Annotated in this window: 23 protein-coding genes; 8 read left to right on the forward strand and 15 right to left on the reverse strand. The window is 71.0% G+C overall.

Translation table 11 applies throughout. The features are described from left to right. Positions 1-235: 235 nt before the first annotated feature. Both NK718_RS18405 and zapE read right to left on the reverse strand, forming a co-directional pair. Positions 236-856: a TetR/AcrR family transcriptional regulator gene (locus tag NK718_RS18405; protein ID WP_254745306.1), complete on the reverse strand. Its 621-nt coding sequence runs from the start codon at positions 854-856 to the stop codon at positions 236-238. Between the two features lie 65 nt (positions 857-921). Further along, on the reverse strand, positions 922-2,097 hold the full coding sequence (zapE, locus tag NK718_RS18410) for a cell division protein ZapE (protein ID WP_254745308.1): 1,176 nt from the start codon (positions 2,095-2,097) through the stop codon (positions 922-924). Between the two features lie 251 nt (positions 2,098-2,348). On the opposite strand from zapE, the gene NK718_RS18415 reads away from it, so the two are divergent. Further along, complete coding sequence (locus tag NK718_RS18415; RefSeq protein WP_254745310.1) at positions 2,349-2,921, forward strand: GNAT family N-acetyltransferase; 573 nt, start codon at positions 2,349-2,351, stop codon at positions 2,919-2,921. Between the two features lie 195 nt (positions 2,922-3,116). Beyond that, on the forward strand, positions 3,117-3,671 hold the full coding sequence (locus tag NK718_RS18420) for a hypothetical protein (protein WP_254745312.1): 555 nt from the start codon (positions 3,117-3,119) through the stop codon (positions 3,669-3,671). Between the two features lie 167 nt (positions 3,672-3,838). On the opposite strand, the gene NK718_RS18425 is transcribed toward NK718_RS18420, so the two are convergent. Genes NK718_RS18425 through sdhC form a run of 4 tightly spaced genes read right to left on the reverse strand, consistent with a single transcriptional unit; the run spans position 3,839 to position 7,278 of the window. Next, positions 3,839-4,618, reverse strand: a complete 780-nt coding sequence (locus NK718_RS18425) for a succinate dehydrogenase iron-sulfur subunit (protein WP_254745314.1) — start codon at positions 4,616-4,618, stop codon at positions 3,839-3,841. 12 nt (positions 4,619-4,630) lie between these two features. Next, positions 4,631-6,469, reverse strand: a complete 1,839-nt coding sequence (gene sdhA, locus NK718_RS18430) for a succinate dehydrogenase flavoprotein subunit (RefSeq protein ID WP_254745316.1) — start codon at positions 6,467-6,469, stop codon at positions 4,631-4,633. A gap of 4 nt (positions 6,470-6,473) precedes the next feature. Then, positions 6,474-6,869, reverse strand: a complete 396-nt coding sequence (sdhD, locus tag NK718_RS18435; protein ID WP_254745318.1) for a succinate dehydrogenase, hydrophobic membrane anchor protein — start codon at positions 6,867-6,869, stop codon at positions 6,474-6,476. A 10-nt stretch (positions 6,870-6,879) separates the two neighbouring features. Then, positions 6,880-7,278 (reverse strand): succinate dehydrogenase, cytochrome b556 subunit, encoded by a 399-nt coding sequence (sdhC, locus tag NK718_RS18440; protein ID WP_254745320.1) that lies wholly within the window; start codon positions 7,276-7,278, stop codon positions 6,880-6,882. 136 nt (positions 7,279-7,414) lie between these two features. On the opposite strand from sdhC, the gene NK718_RS18445 reads away from it, so the two are divergent. Both NK718_RS18445 and NK718_RS18450 read left to right on the forward strand, forming a co-directional pair. Next, positions 7,415-8,155, forward strand: a complete 741-nt coding sequence (locus tag NK718_RS18445; RefSeq protein ID WP_254745322.1) for a TetR/AcrR family transcriptional regulator — start codon at positions 7,415-7,417, stop codon at positions 8,153-8,155. A 48-nt stretch (positions 8,156-8,203) separates the two neighbouring features. Continuing rightward, positions 8,204-9,202: an MBL fold metallo-hydrolase gene (locus tag NK718_RS18450; RefSeq protein WP_254745324.1), complete on the forward strand. Its 999-nt coding sequence runs from the start codon at positions 8,204-8,206 to the stop codon at positions 9,200-9,202. Between the two features lie 18 nt (positions 9,203-9,220). Here the strand turns inward: NK718_RS18450 and NK718_RS18455 are convergent, their stop codons facing one another. Continuing rightward, the gene (locus NK718_RS18455) at positions 9,221-9,907 is read right to left on the reverse strand and encodes an HAD hydrolase-like protein (RefSeq protein ID WP_254745337.1); all 687 of its coding nucleotides are present in this window, start codon (positions 9,905-9,907) and stop codon (positions 9,221-9,223) included. Between the two features lie 13 nt (positions 9,908-9,920). Continuing rightward, positions 9,921-10,532: a GyrI-like domain-containing protein gene (locus NK718_RS18460; RefSeq protein ID WP_254745339.1), complete on the reverse strand. Its 612-nt coding sequence runs from the start codon at positions 10,530-10,532 to the stop codon at positions 9,921-9,923. A gap of 185 nt (positions 10,533-10,717) precedes the next feature. On the opposite strand from NK718_RS18460, the gene dapF reads away from it, so the two are divergent. After that, positions 10,718-11,587 (forward strand): diaminopimelate epimerase, encoded by an 870-nt coding sequence (gene dapF, locus NK718_RS18465; protein ID WP_254745341.1) that lies wholly within the window; start codon positions 10,718-10,720, stop codon positions 11,585-11,587. Continuing rightward, positions 11,588-12,838 carry a tRNA (N(6)-L-threonylcarbamoyladenosine(37)-C(2))-methylthiotransferase MtaB gene (gene mtaB, locus NK718_RS18470; RefSeq protein ID WP_254745343.1) on the forward strand — a complete coding sequence of 417 codons (1,251 nt, stop codon included), beginning with the start codon at positions 11,588-11,590 and terminating at the stop codon, positions 12,836-12,838. On the opposite strand, the gene NK718_RS18475 is transcribed toward mtaB, so the two are convergent. Further along, entirely contained in the window at positions 12,826-13,557 is a 732-nt protein-coding gene (locus NK718_RS18475; protein WP_254745345.1) for an RluA family pseudouridine synthase, read from the reverse strand. The two genes, mtaB and NK718_RS18475, sit on opposite strands and share 13 nt — an antisense overlap. Between NK718_RS18475 and ftsY the strand changes: the two genes are divergently transcribed. Then, positions 13,524-14,702: a signal recognition particle-docking protein FtsY gene (ftsY, locus tag NK718_RS18480; protein ID WP_371877324.1), complete on the forward strand. Its 1,179-nt coding sequence runs from the start codon at positions 13,524-13,526 to the stop codon at positions 14,700-14,702. The two genes, NK718_RS18475 and ftsY, sit on opposite strands and share 34 nt — an antisense overlap. Before the next feature lie 6 nt (positions 14,703-14,708). Here ftsY and NK718_RS18485 read toward each other — a convergent pair whose 3' ends face one another. After that, positions 14,709-15,410 carry a fumarylacetoacetate hydrolase family protein gene (locus tag NK718_RS18485; RefSeq protein WP_254745349.1) on the reverse strand — a complete coding sequence of 234 codons (702 nt, stop codon included), beginning with the start codon at positions 15,408-15,410 and terminating at the stop codon, positions 14,709-14,711. A gap of 161 nt (positions 15,411-15,571) precedes the next feature. Between NK718_RS18485 and NK718_RS18490 the strand changes: the two genes are divergently transcribed. Further along, a complete protein-coding gene (locus NK718_RS18490) occupies positions 15,572-16,189 on the forward strand; it encodes a septation protein A (RefSeq protein WP_254745351.1) in 618 nt (205 codons plus the stop codon). A 19-nt stretch (positions 16,190-16,208) separates the two neighbouring features. Here NK718_RS18490 and NK718_RS18495 read toward each other — a convergent pair whose 3' ends face one another. The 5 genes from NK718_RS18495 to NK718_RS22110 form a co-directional block, all read right to left on the reverse strand. Beyond that, entirely contained in the window at positions 16,209-16,802 is a 594-nt protein-coding gene (locus NK718_RS18495; RefSeq protein ID WP_254745353.1) for a DsbE family thiol:disulfide interchange protein, read from the reverse strand. Further along, positions 16,799-16,978: a heme exporter protein CcmD gene (ccmD, locus tag NK718_RS18500; protein ID WP_254745355.1), complete on the reverse strand. Its 180-nt coding sequence runs from the start codon at positions 16,976-16,978 to the stop codon at positions 16,799-16,801. Before ccmD ends, NK718_RS18495 begins: the two co-directional genes overlap by 4 nt. Next, positions 16,975-17,733 (reverse strand): heme ABC transporter permease, encoded by a 759-nt coding sequence (locus NK718_RS18505; protein WP_254745357.1) that lies wholly within the window; start codon positions 17,731-17,733, stop codon positions 16,975-16,977. Before NK718_RS18505 ends, ccmD begins: the two co-directional genes overlap by 4 nt. Positions 17,734-18,105: 372 nt before the next feature. Then, entirely contained in the window at positions 18,106-19,068 is a 963-nt protein-coding gene (locus NK718_RS18510) for a helix-turn-helix domain-containing protein (RefSeq protein WP_254745359.1), read from the reverse strand. A 404-nt stretch (positions 19,069-19,472) separates the two neighbouring features. After that, positions 19,473-20,348, reverse strand: a complete 876-nt coding sequence (locus tag NK718_RS22110) for an AraC family transcriptional regulator (protein ID WP_254745361.1) — start codon at positions 20,346-20,348, stop codon at positions 19,473-19,475. Between the last annotated feature and the right edge of the window lie 44 nt (positions 20,349-20,392).

Consider the following 20,392-nt stretch of genomic DNA (forward strand, 5'->3'; position numbering starts at 1 on the left):
CGGGAGCCCAGGGCCTCGACGGCAACGGCGTAGCTCCAGACAAGTTCCTGACCAGGCAACAGAAAACGGAAAATCCGCTACGCCGGACCGACCAGGGGTTGCGGCGGTTGCAGCCTGTTACAATTTTCAAATTTTGTTAGTTGTAACGGGTTTTTCGTCCCATGAAGCCGACCTGCGGGTGGGTTCGCAGCCGGACCTCGCGCCACTGTCGCGGCCGGGCGGCGCGGGCGGCGGCTCACACGATGCCGCCCTTCAGCCCGCGCAGGACCAGCTTGACCGTGGCGGCGAGGCGCTCGTCGACGACGCGGCGCGGCAGCTCGCGGTCGAGCCGCACGGCGGGGGGATGGATGAAGCGGAACGTCGCGTCGAGCACCAGTGCGACGCCGCGCTCGAGGCGGCGCACCTGGAACAGCTCGGCGGCAATGCCCTCCTCGACGGCGCGCTCGATGAGCGTGCGCACGCGCTGGCGATGCTTGCGCACGGCCGGCTGGTTGGCCTCGTGCGCCGCGATGAAGAGGTCGAACAGGTTGGGGTCGGTCTCCAGCCGGTCGCGGCGCGAACCGGCGAGCGCCAGCAGCATGCGCTCCAGCTTGTCGTCGGCCGGGTCCGGAGCGTCGGCGATCTGCGCCAGCTCGGACTCCAGCGGCCTCAGCCAGTCCGCCGTGACGGCGTCGGCCAGCGCCGCCTTGGACGGGAAGTAGCGGTAGACGTTGGCGTGCGTCATCCCCGCCTCGCGGGCCACCGAAACCACGGTGGTGCGGCCGATGCCGTGCCGCCGCACGTGGTCGGCGGCGATGGCGAGGATGCGCTCGTCCTGGGAGAGCGGCGCGGCGGCGAAGGGCGGCGATGACGGCACGGCGTGTCCCGAAGGTTTCGGCGCATCCTAGCGCACGCGCCGCCGGCGCGCGCGCCCCGCGCCGCTCAGGTCTCGACGAGGCCCGTGGTGTCGCCCGAAGCGCGCGAGTCGGTGCGCCCGTGCGGCAGAGCGAGATAGTCCTCCGAGCGCATCTCGATCAGCCGCGACACGGTGCGGTCGAACTCGAACGCCTCGCGCCCGTCCGTCGCGGTGTAGAGCAGATGCGGCTCCGCCGCCGCGCTGGCCAGCAGCTTGACGCGCGCGTCGTACAGCGCGTCGATCAGCGTGATGAAGCGCTTGGCCGCGTTGCGCTGCTCAAAGCCCATCGTCGGCACTCCTTCCAGCACCAGCGTGTGGAAGCGTTCGGCCAGCGCCAGGTAGTCGGAGGCGCCGAGGGGCCTTTCGCACAATTCCGCGAAGCCCAGCCACGCGACGCCCTGCGCGGCGCGCGCCACCACCAGCTCCCGGCCCTTGACGTGCAGGGTCACGGCGTGCGGCTCCGCGCCGCCGGTGAGCGCGCGGAAGGACTCGGCGAGCCGCGCGTGCGCCGCCGCGTCGGCCGGCGCGTGCCACACCCTCGCGCCGCGCAGCTTCTCCATGCGGAAGTCGGTGCGCGCGTCGAGCCGCACCACGTCCATGCGCGTCAGCAGCAGGTCGATGAACGGCGTGAACAGCGCGCGGTTGAGCCCGCCTTCGTAGAGAAGCTGCGGCTCGACGTTGGAGGTCGCGACCACGGTCACGCCTTCGGCGAACAGCGCCTTGAACAGCCGCCCGAGGATCATCGCGTCGGCGATATCGGTGACGGTGAACTCGTCGAAGCACAGCAGCATCGCCTCGTGCGCCAGCGCGGCGGCGACAGCGGGGATCGGATCGGGATCCTTCGCCTCGCCGCTCTTCACGCGTTGGCGGTAGTCGTGGATGCGCTCGTGGACGTCCGCCATGAACTCGTGGAAATGCGCGCGGCGCTTGCTCTCGATCGGCACGGTGTCGACGAAGAGGTCCATCAGCATCGTCTTGCCGCGGCCCACCGAGCCCCAGATGTAAAGGCCGCGCACCGGGGGCGCCGGCGGCCGCTTGCCGAACAGCCAGCCAAGCGCGCTCTTCTTGCGCGCCAGCCCGCGCTCGGACAGCGCCGCGCCGAGGTCGGCCAGCCTGCGCACCACCTCCTTCTGCGCGGCGTCCTCCTCGATGGCCCCCTGCGCGACGAGCGCGCGATAGGTCTGTGCAAGGGTCGAGGGCACGCGGGGCGATCTCCGGGCAGGGCGCGCAGGCTTATCGCGCCCCACGCCGGCGGGCAACGCCCACCAACGGCGGAGCGTTGCGCGGGCCGCGTCCGCCACCGGATGAGACGAAAGACGGCCGACCAAAGAACGGCGCGGCGCGCCATCAACGGGCCATGCTTTGTGTGGCACAGTGGGTGCGTCACAGAAGCCGAATCGACGTGGAGCGGGACGCCTCGGGTTTCGGTGCTCGTGCATCTCCAGAGGACGCCATGGGACAGGCCAGCTTTCCAGCCGGCATGATTCGCGCGCTGACAATCGCCGACCTTCCATGCTTTCGCGACCACCTCCTGCGCCTCGACGAGGAGGGGCGGCGCGGCCGCTTCGGGATGGGCGCGACGGACGCCTTCCTGCGCCGCTACGCGGAGACCGCCTTCACGCTCGGCGCGGTCATCTTCGGCTATTTCGAGAACGGCCTTCTGCGGGCCGTCGGCGAGCTGCGCCCGGTTTCCGAACACGAGGCCGAGGCGGCCTTCAACGTCGAGCACGATCTGCGTCGGCGCGGCATCGCGACGGCTTTGTTCGCGCACGTGCTGGAAGCGGCGAAACAGCGTCGCATGCGGCGTCTCTACATGAGCTGCCTCACCTACAACGAGGCGATGCAGGCGCTCGCCCGCAAGTTCTCGGCGGACCTCGTCTTCGAGCGCTCGGACGTGCTGACGATCGAGACGTGCGAGGCGGACAACGAGCCGCGCGCGGGAGCTTCCGGCGCGGCCGGCGACGCGCGTTTCGCGACGGCGATCCTGACGCTGCGCAAGGGCTGGTTCGGACGCCGTCCGCGCTGACGCGCGACCCTCCCGACATCGCCCGGCGTGGGCCGCCGCGGCCCCTCTTGACGAGACTTCGCGGCAACATGGAACCGCAAATCGTCTCCGACACTTGTGCGAGAGGCGGATAAACTTGAAAATTTTGTGACGACTAGCTTTTTTTCAGGTTTATTCCGCAGGCTATCCGCGTGTCGCCTGATTCGGAGGGTGTCCATGGCGAAGTCAGCGAAGTCAACCGGTAGCGTGAAAGCGTCGAAGGCTCCGGCGAAAGCCGAAGCAAAACCTGCCGCGAAGGCGGCCACCAAGACGGCCTCCAAGGCCGCCGCACCGAAGCCGGCCGCCGCGAAGGCGTCGGCCGCGAAGGCCCCGGCCAAGAGCGCTGCGAAAGCCGCCGCTCCCAAGCCCGCCGCCGCGAAGGCAGCCGCTCCCAAGGCAGCCGCTTCCAAGGCCGCTGCTCCCAAGGCCGCTGCTCCCAAGGCCGCCGCGAAGTCCGCGGCCAAGCCCGCAGCTGCTGCGAAGGCCGCCGCCCCGAAGGCGCCCGCAAAGGCAGCCGCGAAGGCTCCCGCCAAGTCCGCCGCCAAGCCCGCCGCCGCCAAGGCGAGCGCGTCGAAGGCGAACGGCGCCGGCAAGTCGGCTGCGAAGCCCGCCGCCGCGAAGTCCGCCGCCAAGCCCGCAGCAGCGAAAGCCGCCGCGAAGCCGGCGGCCGCGAAGGCCGCGACGAAGTCGGCCGCGAAACCGGCCGCGAAGGGCGGCGCGAAGGCGAAGTGAAACGGCGCGGGAGGCGCGACAGCGCCGGCCCGCGCGAGCGAGCGACGCTCGCGCCGCACCGGCGCGGGCGCTGAAACTGAAACGCGTTACGACCTGGCGGAAAGCAAAACGGCGTCCTCACGGACGCCGCTTTTTTTCGTGCGGTGAGCCGCCTCGGCGGCGCGTCCTCACACCTGGCGCATCACCATCATCTTCTTGATCTCGGCGATGGCCTTGGCCGGGTTCAGGCCCTTCGGGCACACCTGCGCGCAGTTCATGATGGTGTGGCAGCGATAGAGGCGGAACGGGTCCTCGAGCGCGTCGAGACGCTCGCCGGTCGCCTCGTCGCGCGAGTCGATCAGCCAGCGATAGGCCTGCAGCAGCGCGGCCGGTCCGAGGTAGCGGTCGCCGTTCCACCAGTAGCTCGGGCAGCTCGTGGAGCAGCACGCGCACAGGATGCATTCGTAGAGCCCGTCGAGCTTGAGACGATCCTCCGGCGACTGCTTCCACTCCTTCTCCGGCGACGGCGTCTCGGTGTGCAGCCACGGCTCGATGAAGGCGTGCTGCGCGTAGAAGCGCGTGAGGTCGGGAACGAGGTCCTTCACCACCGGCATGTGCGGCAGCGGGTAGATCTTGATGGCGCCCTTCACGTCGTCCATCGCCTTGGTGCAGGCGAGCGTGTTGAGGCCGTCGATGTTCATCGCGCACGATCCGCAGATGCCCTCGCGGCAGGAGCGGCGGAAGGTCAGCGTCGGGTCGATCTTGTTCTTGATCCAGATGATGCCGTCCAGGATCATCGGGCCGCAGTCGTCGCGGTCCACCCAGTACGTGTCCGTGCGCGGGTTGCTCTCGCCGTCCGGATCGTAGCGGTAGATCTTGAACTCGGTCAGCCGCGTCGCCCCCGCGGGCTTCGGCCACGCCTTGCCCTCGACGACGCGGGAGTTCTTCGGAAGTGCGATCTGGGCCATCTGCCGTTCCTCTCAGTACACCCGCGCCTTGGGCTCGATGTACTGGATCTCGTTGGTCATCGTGTAGGTGTGGACGGGCCGGTAGTCGAGCGTGACGGCGTGGCGCGCCTCGTCGATCCAGGCCAGCGTGTGCTTCATCCAGTTCTTGTCGTCGCGCTCGGGGAAGTCCTCGCGCGCCTGGGCGCCGCGGCTCTCCTGCCGGTTGAGCGCGCCTTCCATCGTCACCACCGCCTGGGTGATGAGGTTGTCGAACTCCAGCGTCTCGACGAGGTCGGAGTTCCAGATCAGCGAGCGGTCCGTCACCTTCACGTCGGCCGTGCCGCGCCACACGTCGTGGATGAGCTTCTGGCCCTCGGCCAGCACGTCGCCGGTGCGGTAGACGGCGCAGTTGCTCTGCATCGTGCGCTGCATGCGGTCGCGCAGCTCGGCGGTCGGCGTGCCGCCGGAGGCATGGCGGAAGCGGTCGAGCCGCGACAGCGACAGGTCGGCCGAGCCGGCGGGCAGCTCGGCGTGGGACTCGCCCGGCTTGACGAGGTCGGCGGCGCGCAGGCCGGCGGCGCGGCCGAACACCACGAGGTCGATGAGCGAGTTGGAGCCGAGCCGGTTGGCGCCGTGCACCGACACGCAGGCCGCCTCGCCGATCGCCATCAGGCCGGGGACCACCGTGTCGGGGTCGCCGTCGCGCTTGGTCAGCACCTCACCGTGATAGTTCGTGGGGATGCCGCCCATGTTGTAGTGGACGGTCGGCAGCACCGGGATCGGCTCGCGCGTCACGTCGACGCCGGCGAAGATCTTGGCGCTCTCCGAGATGCCGGGCAGGCGCTCGTGCAGGATCTTCGGGTCGAGGTGGTCGAGGTGCAGGTAGATGTGGTCCTTGCCACGCCCCACGCCGCGGCCGCCGCGGATCTCCATCGTCATGGCGCGCGACACCACGTCGCGCGAGGCGAGGTCCTTGGCCGACGGGGCGTAGCGCTCCATGAAGCGCTCGCCTTCGGAGTTGGTGAGGTAGCCGCCCTCGCCGCGCGCGCCCTCGGTGATCAGGCATCCCGCGCCGTAGATGCCGGTGGGATGGAACTGCACGAACTCCATGTCCTGCAGCGGCAGGCCGGCGCGCAGCACCATGGCGTTGCCATCGCCGGTGCAGGTGTGGGCGGAGGTGGCCGAGAAATAGGCGCGCCCGTAGCCGCCCGTCGCCAGGATGGTCTGGTGGGCGCGGAAGCGGTGGATGGTGCCGTCGTCCATCTTCAGGGCGACCACGCCGCGGCAGCGGCCGTGCTCGTCCATGATGAGGTCGATGGCGAAGTACTCGATGAAGAACTCGGTCGAGTTGCGCAGCGCCTGGCCGTACAGCGTGTGCAGGATGGCGTGGCCGGTGCGGTCGGCCGCCGCGCAGGTGCGCTGGGCGATGCCCTTGCCGTAGTCGGTGGTCATGCCGCCGAACGGGCGCTGGTAGATCTTGCCCGCCTCGGTGCGCGAGAACGGCACGCCCCAGTGCTCCAGCTCGTACACCGCCGCCGGGGCGTTCTTGCACAGGTACTCGATGGCGTCCTGGTCGCCGAGCCAGTCGGAGCCCTTGACGGTGTCGTACATGTGCCAGCGCCAGTCGTCCGGCCCCATGTTGCCGAGCGAGGCGGAGATGCCGCCCTGCGCCGCGACGGTGTGCGAGCGCGTCGGGAACACCTTGGAGATGCACGCCGTGCGCAGCCCGGCCTGCGAGCAGCCGACCGTGGCGCGGAGCCCCGCGCCGCCCGCGCCCACCACCACCACGTCGAACGTGTGGTCGGTGATCGGATAGGCCCGGCCGTTCACCGCCGGGGCGGCGCCGGAGTTGGCGTTTGCGTTGGCGGCCATGGTTTCAGGCTCCGAAGCTCAGCTTGAGGATCGCGACGACGCAGGCGAGGCCCACGAGGATGGCGAAGAAATTGTTGAGAATGAGCCACGCGAACTTGGGGCCTTCCTCGTGCGCGTAGTCCTCGATGATCACCTGCATGCCGATGCGCATGTGCATGACGCCGGTGACGACGAAGAGCAGCATCAGCACCGCCCAGAGCGGGTTGGCGAGCGTCGCGGCCAGCGCGTCGTAGCCGCCGCCCAGCGTCTTCAGCACCAGCACGACGAAGGCGATGGTGAGCGGGATCTGGGCGATCGCGGTCAGGCGCTGCCGCCAGAAATGCTCGGTGCCCGACCGGGCGGACCCCAGTCCGCGCACCCGCTTCAGGGGAGTCTCGATGCGGTTGTGAAGCTCGGCCATCGGGGCCCCCTCAGCGAATGACGTAGGCGGCGATCCAGACCAGCAGCGTCAGCGCGACGGAGCCGATCGGCGTCAGCCAGGTGAGTTGCTCGCGGCCGATCGCGCCCATGCCGTGGCCGGTGTCCCAGATCAGGTGGCGCACGCCGCCGATCATGTGGTGGAACAGCGCCCAGGTGTAGCCGAACAGCACGAGCCGGCCGAGGAAGCTGCCGAGCGCCCACTCCACCGTCGCGAACGCGTCCGGGCTCGTCGCGCCGGCGATCAGCCAGGCGGCGAGGATCAGCGTGCCGACATAGAGCGCCGCGCCGGTGATCCGGTGCAGGATCGACATGACCATGTTGGGCAGCGGCCGAAAAATCTGCAGGTGCGGCGAAAGGGGACGTTCGATCCGGGGCTTGGAGTCGGCCATTGCCTTCTCTTTCGGATGAAAGTTGCGCAAGGAATTGCGAAACAAGGGGAGTTGTGCGGCCTTTCAGTACCGAATGTCGCCTCCCCGCGCAATGCGCTAGCATCGCGACATTAGGCGGAGATTCGGCGCGGGAGCGATGACGGGGGCGACGGTCGGAGAGGCGCGGGGCCGGGGCGCGGCGCAAGCGGGGCGGGTCCGCGCGCCGCGCATGAGCGCGCTGGAGCGGCGCGAGGACATCGTCGCCCAGGCGGTGCGCTTCTTCGCCGCCGAGGGCTTCGCCGGCACCACCCACGACCTCGCCGCCCGCATGGGCGTGCGACAGGCGCTGATCTACCGCTACTTTCCTTCCAAGGAGGCGCTGATCGAGGCGGCGTTCCGCCGCGTCACCGACAGCCGCTGGACGCGCGACCTCGCCGGCCTGATGGCCGACCGCTCAGCGCCGCTGGAGCAGCGGCTCGCCGACGTCTACTGCGCCTACGCGGCGCAGGACGACGGCGCCGGCATCCGCCTTCTCCTGCGCGCCGCGCTCGACCGAATGACGCTGCCGCCGCCGCGCGGCGCCACCCTGACGACGCAGATCCTCGACCCGCTGCTCGCTGAACTCCGCCACGGCCTCGGCCTGCCCGACCCGGCGCGCCTGCCGCCCTTGACCGAAGAGCGCGAGCTGCTGATGACGCTGCACGGCGCGATGGTGCAGCAGGCGGTGCGCGAGCACGTCTACGGCCAGCCGCCGCCGCTCGGGCGCGAGGCGGCGATCCGGCTCGCCGTGGCGGCGTTCCTGCCCGGCGCGCGCGAGGCGATCGCCCGGCTGCACGGCCGGCGCGCCGCCCCGCCCTCCGGCCGCGCCGCCCTCGACCGGCTGGCCCGCCGGGTCTGAACGACGCGCCCCTTCCCGACCGGCCGCCGCCGCGCCATCTTGGCGGGCATGACGCGAAAATCCCGCAACGCCTACTACCAGGGCCCGCCGTCGGATCACTTCGACGGCGAGTTGTTCTTCAACCCCGGCCGGCCGTGGAACAAGGGCGTCGCCGACCTGATCCGCTGGAACTTCAAGCGCGACGGCAAGGAGAGCTGGCCCGACACCTTCCCCGCGCCGGCCCGCGACGTTCCGCCGCGCCGCGTCGAGGGGGCCGGGCTCCGCGTCACGCTGATCGGGCACGCGAGCTTCCTCATCCAGACCGCCGGCCGCAACATGCTCGTCGACCCCGTGTGGTCGGAGCGCGCCTCGCCGTTCAGCTTCGCCGGCCCGAAGCGCGTCAACCCGCCGGGCGTCGCCTTCGACGACCTGCCTCGCATCGATGTCGTGCTGGTCACGCACAACCACTACGACCACCTCGACGTCGCCACGCTGCGCCGTCTCGCCGCCGCGCACCGCCCCCGCATCGTGACGCCGCTCGGCAACGACACGATCATGCGCGAGGCCGGCGTCGGCGCCGAGTTCGAGGCGCTCGACTGGGGGGACGTGGCGCGGCTCGGCGACGGGCTGCGCGTCCACGCCGAGCCGGCGCAGCACTGGTCGGCGCGCGGCCTGTTCGACCGCCGCCACGCGCTGTGGGCGGCCTTCGTGATCGACGGGCCGGGCGGCGCCATCTACCACGTCGGCGACACCGGCTTTCACGCGCCGCAATTCTCCGAGATCCGCCGCAAGCACGGGCCGCCGCGCCTCGCCATCCTGCCCATCGGCGCCTACGAGCCGCGCTGGTTCATGCGCGAGCAGCACATCGACCCGGACGAGGCGGTGCGCGGCTTCAAGCTCACCGGCGCGGCGCGCGCGGTCGGCCACCACTGGGGCACCTTCAAGCTCACCGACGAGGGGATCGAGAGGCCGCGCGAGGCGCTCGAAGCGGCATTGCGCGCGCACGACGTGCCGGCCCACCGCTTCGTCGCGCTGCGGCCGGGCGAGGTGTGGACAGACGAGGGCTGAACGCCGCCCGGCCGGCGCTCAGGCGAGCGCCGCGCGGGCCTCGGGCAGGCCGGCGAGACGGCCGATCTCGGCCGGCCGGTCGACCAGCGCGGCGACGCCCGCCGCCATCAGCTCGGCGTCGCTGCCATAGCCCCAGCGCACGCCGATGGTGCCGATGCCGACGCTGCCCGCGCCGATGACGTCGTGCTCGCGGTCGCCGATCATTACCGTCGCCGCCGGCGTCAGCCGCTCCTGGGCCACCGCGTAGGCGATGAGGTCGCGCTTGTCGGCGCGCGTGCCGTCGAGCTCCGAGCCGTGAACGTGCTGGAAGCGGTCGGCCAGCCCGAAATGATCGAGGATGCGCTCCGCGAAGACGCGCGGCTTGGAGGTGGCGACGAAGAGCCGCCGCCCGTCGGCCAGCAGGTCGTCGAGCAGGGCCGGGATGCCGGGCACGATCTCGTTCTCGAACAGGCCGGTGACGGCGTAGCGCTCGCGATAGAGCCGCACGCCCTCGGCGGGGTCGCCGCCCGGGCCGAGCAGCACGGCGAAGGACTGCGCCAGCGGCGGGCCGATCACCCATTCCAGGTCGTCGGCCGGCGGCGGCGTCAGGCCGAGCCGCTCCAGCGCGTACTGGACGCTGCGGGTGATGCCCGGCTTGGGGTCGGTGAGCGTGCCGTCGAGGTCGAAAAGCAGCGCCTCGGGACGCGGCGGAATCGCATGAACCATGGCGGGCGAAAGCCTATTTCGGCTGCACGTAGATGTTCAGCTCCAGCGCGGCGTCGCCCGCGTTGGCGCCGAGCTGGACGTATTCTTCGGTGAACACGTCCTTCGCCTCGATGCCCTTGGAGTCGAGATAGGCGGAGATCGCCTCGTAGGTGGAGTCGATCTCCTCGTAGGGCGCGCGGTGGACGAAGCGGATGGCGCGGCCGGAGGGCGTCGCGCCGAAGCCGATGTCCGCGGACAGACCGGCCGGCCGGCCGGAGGGCGCGGCCTCGATGGGCAGCTGCCCCTCGAAGCGGAAGCCCATGTCATCGGTTTCCAGGAACTGCGCCAGCGGCGCGCCGGTGACGCGGATGCCCGCCTTGTCCATCTCGCTGCGCAGCCGCGCGAAGGTGGAGGTCAGCACGTCGTAGCCGTCGTCCCAGCTCGACTGGCCGCGCAGCGTCGCGGCGGGGCGGGAGGCCAGCGTCACCTCGTCGGGCGTGGTCGGGTCCGCCGGCGCGGGGGCGAGCGTCGTGACCCCCGGCGAGGCCTGCTGCGCGCCGGCCGGCGCGGCCGCGAGCCCCAGCGCGGCGGCGAACGCCAGCCCCGCGACGAAGAGTGTTCCGGTTCTGGAGCGGTCACGGGTCATGGTCAGCCTCATGCTCCCTGCCGCGATTCGCGGCGGGGCCGACAGGATAAGCCCGCGTGGCCCCGCTTTCGAGTGCCAAAAGCCCGCAGGCCGTGACGGACTCGCGGAGCCGGGCCACGCGCGCTATATCACCCGCCTCGGGGTTCCGGCGAACGGGACCCGGATTCCTCCGCGAGACGAACGCCATGAGCGCGCTGGTCGGCCACCGCTACGCCAAGATGAACGGCATCGGCAACGAGATCGTCGTGCTGGACCTGCGCGCCACGCAGGCCGTCGTCACCCCCGCCGAGGCGCGCGCCATCGCCCGCGCGCCGGGGCTCGCCTTCGACCAGCTGATGGTGCTGCACGCGCCGACCACGACCGGCGTCGACGCCTATATGCGCATCTACAACAACGACGGCTCGGAGTCGGGGGCGTGCGGCAACGGCACGCGCTGCGTCGCCTGGATGTTGCTGCAGGGCTCGCGCGAGCGCGCGGTGACGCTGGCCACCAAGGCCGGCCTGCTGCCGACGACCCGCGACGGCGACGTCACCTTCACCGTCGACATGGGCCCGCCGCGCCTGCGCTGGGACGAGATTCCGCTGTCGGAGCCCTTCGCCGACACCACCGGCGTCGAGCTGCAGGTCGGGCCCATCGACGCGCCGCTGCTGCACACGCCCTCGGTCGTCAACATGGGCAACCCGCACGCGATCTTCTGGGTCGACGACGTGAAGGCCTACGACCTGTCGCGCATCGGCCCGCTGCTCGAGCATCACCCGCTGTTTCCCGAGCGCGCCAACATCTCGCTCGCCCACATCGTCTCGCCCGAGGCGGTGACGCTGCGCACCTGGGAGCGCGGCGCGGGGCTGACGCGCGCCTGCGGCTCGGCCGCCTGCGCCACGGCCGTCGCCGCCGCGCGGCTCGGCAAGACCGGGCGGCGCGTGCGGGTCGCGCAGGCCGGCGGCGAACTGGTGATTTCCTGGCGCGAGAGCGACGGGCACGTGCTGATGACCGGCCCCGTCGAGCTGGAGCACGAGGGCGTCCTGCCCGCCTCGGTGTTCGCCGGGGCGGCCTGAATGGGCGTCGAGGTCGTCACCTTCGGCTGCCGGCTCAACACGGTCGAGTCGGAAGCGATGCGCAGGGCCGCCGAGGCGGCCGGCCACGACGATCTCGTCATCGTCAACAGCTGCGCCGTCACCGCCGAGGCGACGCGCCAGGCGCGCCAGGCGATCCGCCGCATCGGCCGCGAGCGGCCGGGCCGGCGCATCGTCGTCACCGGCTGCGGCGCGCAGGTGGAGCCGGAGCGCTTCGCCGGCATGGACGAGGTCGACATCGTGCTCGGCAACGAGGCCAAGACCTCGCCGCGGGTGTGGGCCGAGCTCGCCGCGCCGGACGACGGCGGCGAGCGCGTGCGGGTGAGCGACATCATGGCCGCGAAAGGCGCGCCCGACGCCGCCATCGCCGCCTTCCCCGGCCAGACGCGCGCCTTCGTGCAGGTGCAGACCGGCTGCGACCATCGCTGCACGTTCTGCGTCATTCCCTTCGGGCGCGGCGGGTCGCGCTCGACGCCGGTCGAGGACGTGGTCGCGCAGGCGCGCCGCCTCGTCGAGGCCGGCCACGCCGAAATCGTGCTGACAGGCGTCGACATCACCGGCTACGGGGCCGACCTGCCCGGAACGCCGCGCCTGGGCGCGCTGGTCAAGGCGGTGCTGCGCGGCGCGCCGGAGCTGGCGCGGCTTCGCCTCTCCTCCATCGATTCGGTGGAGGCCGACGACGACCTGCTCGACGCGCTGGCCACGGAGGAGCGGTTGATGCCGCATCTCCACCTCTCGCTGCAGGCGGGCGACGACATCATCCTCAAGCGCATGAAGCGGCGGCACAGCCGCGCCGACGCCATCGCCTTCTGCCGCCGCGCGCGGGAGCTGCGCCCCGGGCTCACTTTGGCCGCCGACCTCATCGCCGGCTTCCCGACCGAGACCGACGCCATGTTCGCCCGCTCGCTCGACCTCGTCGGCGAATGCGGGCTCGACGCGCTGCACGTCTTCCCCTTCTCGCCGCGTCCGGGCACCCCGGCGGCGCGCATGCCGGCGGTGCCGGGGCCGGTGGTGCGCGAGCGCGCCGGGAGACTGCGCGCCGAAGGAGCGGCGGCGTGGCGACGCCACCTCGACGCCCAGGCCGGCCGCACGCACCTTGTGCTCACCGAACGCGGCGGCATCGGCCGCACGCCGGGCTTCACGCCGGTGCGCTTCGCCTCGCCGCCGCCGCCGGGCCGTCTGCTCGACGTCGCCGTGCGCGGCCATGACGGGCGGGCGCTTCAGGCCGGCTGATCCTCGCGCCAGCCGCAGGCGGCGAGGCGCTCGCGCATATGCGCCGGCGGCGGCGCCTCGACGCGCACCGGGTCCTTGTTCTTGTAGAGCGGCACGACGATGGAGCGCGCGTGCAGGTGCAGCGGCGTTCCGCCCTGTCGCGGGGCCGAGCCGTAGATCGGGTCGCCGAGGATCGGCCAACCCTCGCCGGCGCAGTGGACGCGCAGCTGGTGCGTGCGGCCGGTCAGCGGCTCCAGCGCCAGCCACGTCAGCGCCTTGCCGGCGGCGTCCACGCTCCGCCCCGCCACGCGCCAGCGCGTCTGGCTCGGCAGGCCGTTCTCGTCGTGCTTCATCCACCAGCCGCGCTGGGCGTCGCGGCGGCCGAGCGGCTTGTCGATCAGCCCCTCCTCGGCATCCGGGCCGCCTTCCACCACGGCCCAGTAGGTCTTGTCGACGCGGCCGCGCTTGAACAGCTCGCCCAGCGTCTCCAGCGCCTTGCGGTGACGGCCGAGCACCAGGCAGCCGGACGTGTCCTTGTCGAGGCGGTGCGCCAGCGAGGGTGGCCGCGGCAGGCCGAAGGCGAGCTGGCCGAAGAACTGCTCGAGGTTGATCTCGCCCGGCCGGTCGCCCTTCGGGCCGCGATGCACGGCCACGCCGGCGGGCTTGTCGAGCACCAGCATCAGCGCGTCGCGGTAGAGCAGGCGGGATTGCAGGTCGAGCGGGGCGGGAACCGGATCCATGCCCTTCGCATAGAGCTTCCCGGCGTCCGGCGAAACCGTTATCGAAGGGGCCGCAACGAGGATCGGGCGGAGCGATGGCCAGCAGCGACGACGACAGGAAGCCCGGTTTGCTCTCGCGCCTGTTCGGGCGCGGGACGCAGGCCGGCGAGGCCGGGACGCCGGAGGCCGCCCCCGCCGATGCGGCGGCGGAGCCCGCCGCCAAGCCGGACGCCGAGGCGGCCGGGCCGCGCCTGACCTGGTGGCGACGCCTGCGCGAGGGCCTGTCGCGCTCCTCCTCGGCGCTCGGCACCGGCATCACCGACCTGTTCACCAAGCGCAAGCTGGACCAGGACACGCTGGACGGGCTGGAGGACGTGCTGGTGCAGGCCGACCTCGGCATCGACGTCGCGACCCGCATCGTCGAGGCGGTGGGCCGCAACCGCGTCGGCAAGGACATCGCGCCGGAGGAGGTGAAGGCCATTCTGGCGCGGGAGGTGGAGCGCGCGCTCGTCCCCGTCGCCACGCCGCTGGTGCTGGACGAGGCGCGCAAGCCTTTCGTCATCCTGATGGTCGGCGTCAACGGGGCCGGCAAGACGACCACGATCGGCAAGCTCGCGGCCAAGTTCCGCGCCGACGGCCGCTCGGTGATGCTGGCGGCCGGCGACACGTTCCGCGCCGCCGCCATCGACCAGCTGCGCGTCTGGGGCGAGCGGGCCGGCGCGCCGGTCGTGACCCGCCCGCAGGGCTCGGACGCCGCCTCCCTTGCTTACGACGCGCTGACGCAGGCCCGCCAGGAAGGCCGCGACGTGCTGCTGATCGACACGGCGGGCCGGCTGCAGAACCGCAACGAGCTGATGGCCGAGCTGGAGAAGGTGGTGCGCGTCATCCGCAAGGTCGACGCCAGCGCCCCGCACGCCGTGCTGCTGGTGCTCGACGCCACGGTCGGCCAGAACGCCATTTCGCAGGTCGAGATCTTCGGCAAGGTGGCCGGCATCACCGGCCTGGTGATGACCAAGCTCGACGGCACGGCGCGCGGCGGCATCCTGGTGGCGCTGGCCGCCCGCTTCGGCCTGCCGATTCACTTCATCGGAGTCGGCGAGGGCGTCGACGATCTCGAGCCCTTCGCCGCTGCGGATTTCGCCAGGGCCATCGCAGGCCTGGACTGATCGGGCTCAGACCACCTTGAGGCGGATCGCGCCCAGGCCTTCGATCTCGCCGACCATCTCGTCGCCGCGCTCGACGCGGCCGACGCCTTCCGGCGTGCCGGAGAAGATGACGTCGCCGGCCTTCAGCTCGTAGAACCGCGACAGGATGGAGATCTGCTCGGCGACCGACCAGATCATGTCGGCTAGGTCGGCGCGCTGGCGCGTCTGCCCGTTGACGTCGAGCCGGATGACGCCGCCGGCCGGATGGCCGACCTCCGCCACCGTGTGGATCGGCCCGACGGGGCCGGACGAATCGGCGCTCTTGCCGGTCTCCCACGGGCGGCGCAGCTTCTTGGCCTCGTCCTGGAGGTCGCGGCGCGTCATGTCGAGGCCGACCGCGTAGCCGAACACGCAATCGAGGGCGCGTTCGACCGGGATGTCCCGCCCGCCGGCCTTCAGCGCGACCACCATCTCGATCTCGTGGTGATAGTCGCCCGTCTGCGGCGGATAGGGGTGCGCCGCCGTCTCGCCGGTGGCGACCGGCTGCAGCGCGTCGGCGGCCTTGGCGAAGAAGAAGGGCGGCTCGCGCGTCGGGTCGCCGCCCATCTCGCGCGCATGCGCGGCGTAGTTGCGCCCGATGCAGTAGACGCGGCGGACCGGAAAGAGCAGGTCGGAGCCGGCCACCGGCAGCGCGGGGCGGGGCTCGATGTCGATGGCGTAGGCGGTCATGGTCCTGATCGTTCCCCGATCGTCGCCGCCGGGATGGCGCGCGCGAGCCGGCTTCTGCTAGAGCATGGCGCATCCGGCGAAAACCGCACGCGGCTTTTCGCCCAGTCGACGCGGGAACACAAGCCGTGGCGCGCCCGCGCACGGCGGAGCAAGGAGACGTCATGACGCAGGACGCGGGAGCCGACGGCAATGGCGGGCTGATCGAGGGACGCAGCATCCGCGCCCTTCACCCGCTGCTGAAGCTGACGCTGGAGATCGGGCCGCTGGTCGTGTTCTTCGTGGCCAACCAGCGCGCCGGCATCTTCATGGCGACCGGCCTGTTCATGGCCACGGTGTGCGTGTCGCTCGTCGTGTCCTACGCGCTGACGCGCCACCTGCCGCTGATGCCGCTGGTGACGGCGGCCGTGGTGCTGGTGTTCGGCGGGCTCACCATCTGGCTGCACGACGACCTGTTCATCAAGCTCAAGCCCACCATCGTCAACTCGCTGTTCGGCGCGACGCTGCTGATCGGGCTCGCCTTCGGCCGGCCGCTGCTGCCCTACGTGCTCGACACCGTGTTCCAGCTCACCGACGAGGGCTGGCGCAAGCTCACCTTCCGCTGGGGCCTGTTCTTCTTCGTGCTCGCCGCGCTCAACGAGATCGTCTGGCGGACGCAGGCCACCGACGTGTGGGTGAACTTCAAGGTGTTCGGCATCATGCCGCTGACCATGGTGTTCGCGCTGGCGCAGACGCCGCTGATCCTGCGGCACGACGCCTCGAAGGGCGCGGACGAAGCCTGAGCGCGCGGGCCGCGACGCCTCAGCGCGCGGCGGCCTTGGCCATCTCCTCGGCGAAGCGGCCCTTCAGCGCCTCCGGCGACAGCGGGCCGACATGCTTGTAGGCGATGGTGCCGTCCTTCGCGACGATGAACGTCTCCGGCACGCCGTAGACGCCCCAGTCGATCGCCGCGCGGCCGGCCGTATCGGCGCCCACCGCCGAGAACGGGTTGCCGAGCGCGCCGAGGAAGCGGCGGGCGTTCTCCGCCTGGTCCTTGTAGTTGATGCCGACCAGCCGGACGCCCGGCTTGGCCGCCAACTCGACGAGCAGCGGGTGCTCGTCGCGGCACGGCACGCACCACGAGGCCCACACGTTCACCACCGTCACGCCGCCCTTCAGGTCGGCGCTGGAGAGGCCGGGCGTCGGCTTGCCGTCGCGCGCGAGCCCGGCGACGGGCGGCAGCGTAAATTCGGGAACGGGCCGGCCGATCAGCGCCGAGGGCAACCGTGACGGATCGCCGCCGAACAGCCGGAACAGGAACAGCAGCGCCAGTGCCGCGAACACCAGGAGCGGCAGCGCGACGGCCAGACGGCGGCGCGACGGCGCGGCGGGCGGGGACTGGACGTCGTCGCTCATGTCCGCCCCTCCGGGCCGGCGGAGCGCCGGCGCACGCCGCGTTCCTCCAGCCGCGCCAGCGTGGCGCGCTGCACGCGGTAGTCGAGCCAGGCGCGCAGGGAGAGGCCTGCGAAGACGAGCGCCGCCATGGCGTAGGCGGCGAGGATGAAGCCGGCGTGGGTTCCCAATCCGCTCATCGCGCCGTCGCCTCCGCCGCCGCGCCTCGCCGGTCGCCCTGCTGCGCCGCCATCAGCCCGAGCGTGCGGGCGCGCCGGCGCATGATCTCGTTGCGCATCCCCGCCAGATGCAGCGCCAGGAAGGCGAAGGTGAAGGCGACGGCCATCACGAGCAGCGGCCACAGCATGGAGGGGTCGATGGTCGGCCCCCCGAGGCGCAGCACGCTGGCGGGCTGGTGCAGCGTGTTCCACCAGTCGACCGAGAACTTGACGACCGGGATGTTGATGAAGCCGACCAGCGTGAGGATCGCCACCGAGCGCCCGGCGCGGTTGGGATCCTCGATGGCGTTCCACAGTGCGATGACGCCGCAATACATCAGGAACAGCACGAGCACCGAGGTCAGGCGCGCGTCCCACACCCACCACGTGCCCCACATCGGCTTGCCCCACAGCGAGCCGGTGACGAGGCACAGCGCCGTGAAGGCCGCGCCGAGTGGGGCGGCCGCCTTGGCCGAGACGTCGGCCAGCGGGTGCCGCCACACCAGCGTGCCGATGGAGGAGATCGCCATCAGCGTGTAGCAGCCCATGGAAAGCCACGCCGACGGCACGTGGATATACATGATCGTCACCGTCTCGCCCTGCTGGTAGTCGGCGGGGGCGACGGCGAAGACCAGCCACAGGCCGACCGCGCCGATGACGGCGGCCAGCGCCGACAGGATCGGAATCAGCCTGCCGGCGAGGGCGAGGAAGAAGGTCGGGTTGGCGTAGCGCAGCATGGCGCCCTTTTACTGGCGCGCCATCGCGCCCGCAATGCGGCGGAAGTCGCGCGCGTCGTCCGCGCGCAAGGCCGTTGTCGTTTACCTGGCCGTAAGAAAACTGCGCATCCCCGACACGGATTGCGCGAGCGCGATAGCGAACGCGATTCCGGCCCAGTAGAACCGGTTCGTTAGCAAGTCATGAATTTTCAGTGACAGCAAAAAGTGAGTACACATTTTTCGAAACGCGATTTCGACGTTCTATTTTGAGTTTTACTTTCGAGCACGCGGTCATATTCTCCACGTTTGACTTGGGCATTTGCCACTCTTGACGGCCGCGGTCTTGCCCAGATCCGCGGCCGTTCTCTTTTTCGTGAAGACGCGCGGCGTCGCTCAGCCGCGCCGGCGGCGCGTTTCGGAGGGCGCCTCGCCGAAGCGGCGCGCATAGGCGCGGGAAAACTCGCCGAGGTGATTGAAGCCGCAGGCCAGGGCGACCTCGGTCACGCTCTCCTCACAGCCCGGCCGGCTCAGCGCCTCTCGCGCCTTGTCCAGCCGAATCGTCTTGAGGAACGCCGTTGGGGTGGTGTCGAGCGCGGTGCGGAAGGCGTATTGCAGCATCCGCACGCTCGCGCCGGCCGCCGCCGCCACCTGGGCCGACCCGATCTCCTCGCCGTAATGCGCCTCCATGAAGGCGATGGCCCGCTCGACCGCCCGGTTTGGGAGCCTGCTGGACTGCGTCGTGGGCCCGGCGACCAGCGCGGCGGTTTCGGCCAGCATCAGCTCGTCGTAGAGCGCCATCAGCCGCGGCACGGCCCGGGGCTCGTGGATGGGGGTCGAGAACGCCGCGAAGGCGGCGCTGGCCAGCCGCGCGAAATGGCAGCGAGCGAACGGCATCAGCCTCGGCTCGCGTCGGACCGTCGCCCAGGCCTCCTCGCCGAAGATCGTCTCCACCGTCGCCTTGAGCGCCGCGCCGTCGATGCGCGCCCACAGGAATTCCCCCGCCTCGAACACGCAGTCGGCCCGGGACGGGGGACACAGGATCGCGTAGCTGCGGTCCGTCACGAGCTGCATTGCGCCGAAATCGACGGAGACCCGCGCGTCCAGGCTGGCGACGACGGCCCAGTCGTCGTTTTGTCCCCGGGTCAAGCGCCTGGCCACGCCGAGGCCGCGAATCAGCGTCACGCCGCCGAGCCGCAGCGTGTCGATGTCGCAAAGGAAGTCGGACGACAGAGGCTCGATGTTCACGATCGAGGGCAGCAGCGACAGCAACCGCGCCCGCACCTCTTCCAGATCGCTGGTGCGGAACCGCTCGATCGGGCAGCCGGCCCAGTCCGGCACGGGCTGACGTTCAAACATGGGTGTTCATGGTGGCGAAGGGAGGTGGAGGACGGCGCAACGGGAGGGGCCTCCAAAACGTCAGCAATATTAAGTCTGCAACTTCCGGTTATCCCTAGAACATCCCGGCTGTCGACTCCATCCGTAGGCTTGCGGATAAGCGGCTGGATATTTGCGCGATCCCGACAAGGTCTTGCGCCCGCCCGATAGAATCAATTGGCGGGCCGATGCACTCTGCTCAGCGTCGGGAGACCGGAACCATGGAGCCGATTTCTCGCGAGATGGGTGACATTTTCAAGAACTTATATTTCCGACTTATTTCAGTATGACTAGGCGTCGGTTTTCAGGACGCCTCCCCGCCCAGCGGAAACCGACGCAATACGAACGCGGCCGCGCCTGGACACCAGGTCGCGGCCGTTTTCGTCTCAACCGCCGCGGCGCAAGGTTTCGGACGGGCGTTCGCCGAAGCGCGCCCGGTAGGCCGCGCCGAACTCACCCAGATGGTGCAGCCCGCAGGCGCGTGCGACGTCGGCGACGGAGCTCTCGTCGCCGAGGTCGAGCAGCAGGGCGCGGGCGCGCTCAAGCCGCAAATTGCGCAAATAGACGCCCGGCGTGACGCCATGCACGGCCCGGAACACGTATTGCAGCGCCCGGATGCTGAGCCCGGCGCCCCGGGCGATCTGGCTGGGGCCGATCGGCGCGGCGATGTTGGCCAGCATGAAGGCGACGGCGCGCTCCGCCTTGGCGCGATCCGCCGCGGCCCGATCCGCCATCTCTTCCGCGGCGCGAATCAGGGATGCGGCGGCCTCGGCCAGCAGCAGGTCCTCGTGAAGCTGATCGATGCGCGCCCGCGCCGGCTCGGGGATGGCGTTGTCGGCGGAGCGCTCCAGCCACAGCCGGGCTACGCGCGACACGCCGCAGGCCGGGACCAGGAACGTCAGCGGCTCGCCCCGGCTTTCGACCCGGGCGAGGGCGTCCGGCGCGCCGAGGGCCTCGCACGTTTCGGCCAGCGCCGCCGTCATGAAGCGGGCGCCGAGCAGTTCGCTCCCCCCGTAATAGTCGATCTCGTAAGGATTCGGCGGCAGGAATATGCCATGGCCGGTCCGCAGCCGCGTTTCACGACCGTTCTGGCGGCAGACGGCGTGAGCGTCGAGACAGACCACCACCGTCCACTCGGAGCCCGGCTCGGACGCGATCCTCACGCCTTCGATCCGCCCGTTCCCCACCGAGACGCGTTCCCGATCGATCAGGCGAATGTCGTAGCGGAAATCCGTATTCGGCAGGCGCTCCGCATGCCGCACCAGAGACCCTCGGCGGGCGACCTGCCCATGCGCAAGCAGTTCCT

This window comes from Alsobacter ponti (assembly GCF_024294805.1).
Lineage (GTDB): Bacteria > Pseudomonadota > Alphaproteobacteria > Rhizobiales > Beijerinckiaceae > Alsobacter > Alsobacter ponti.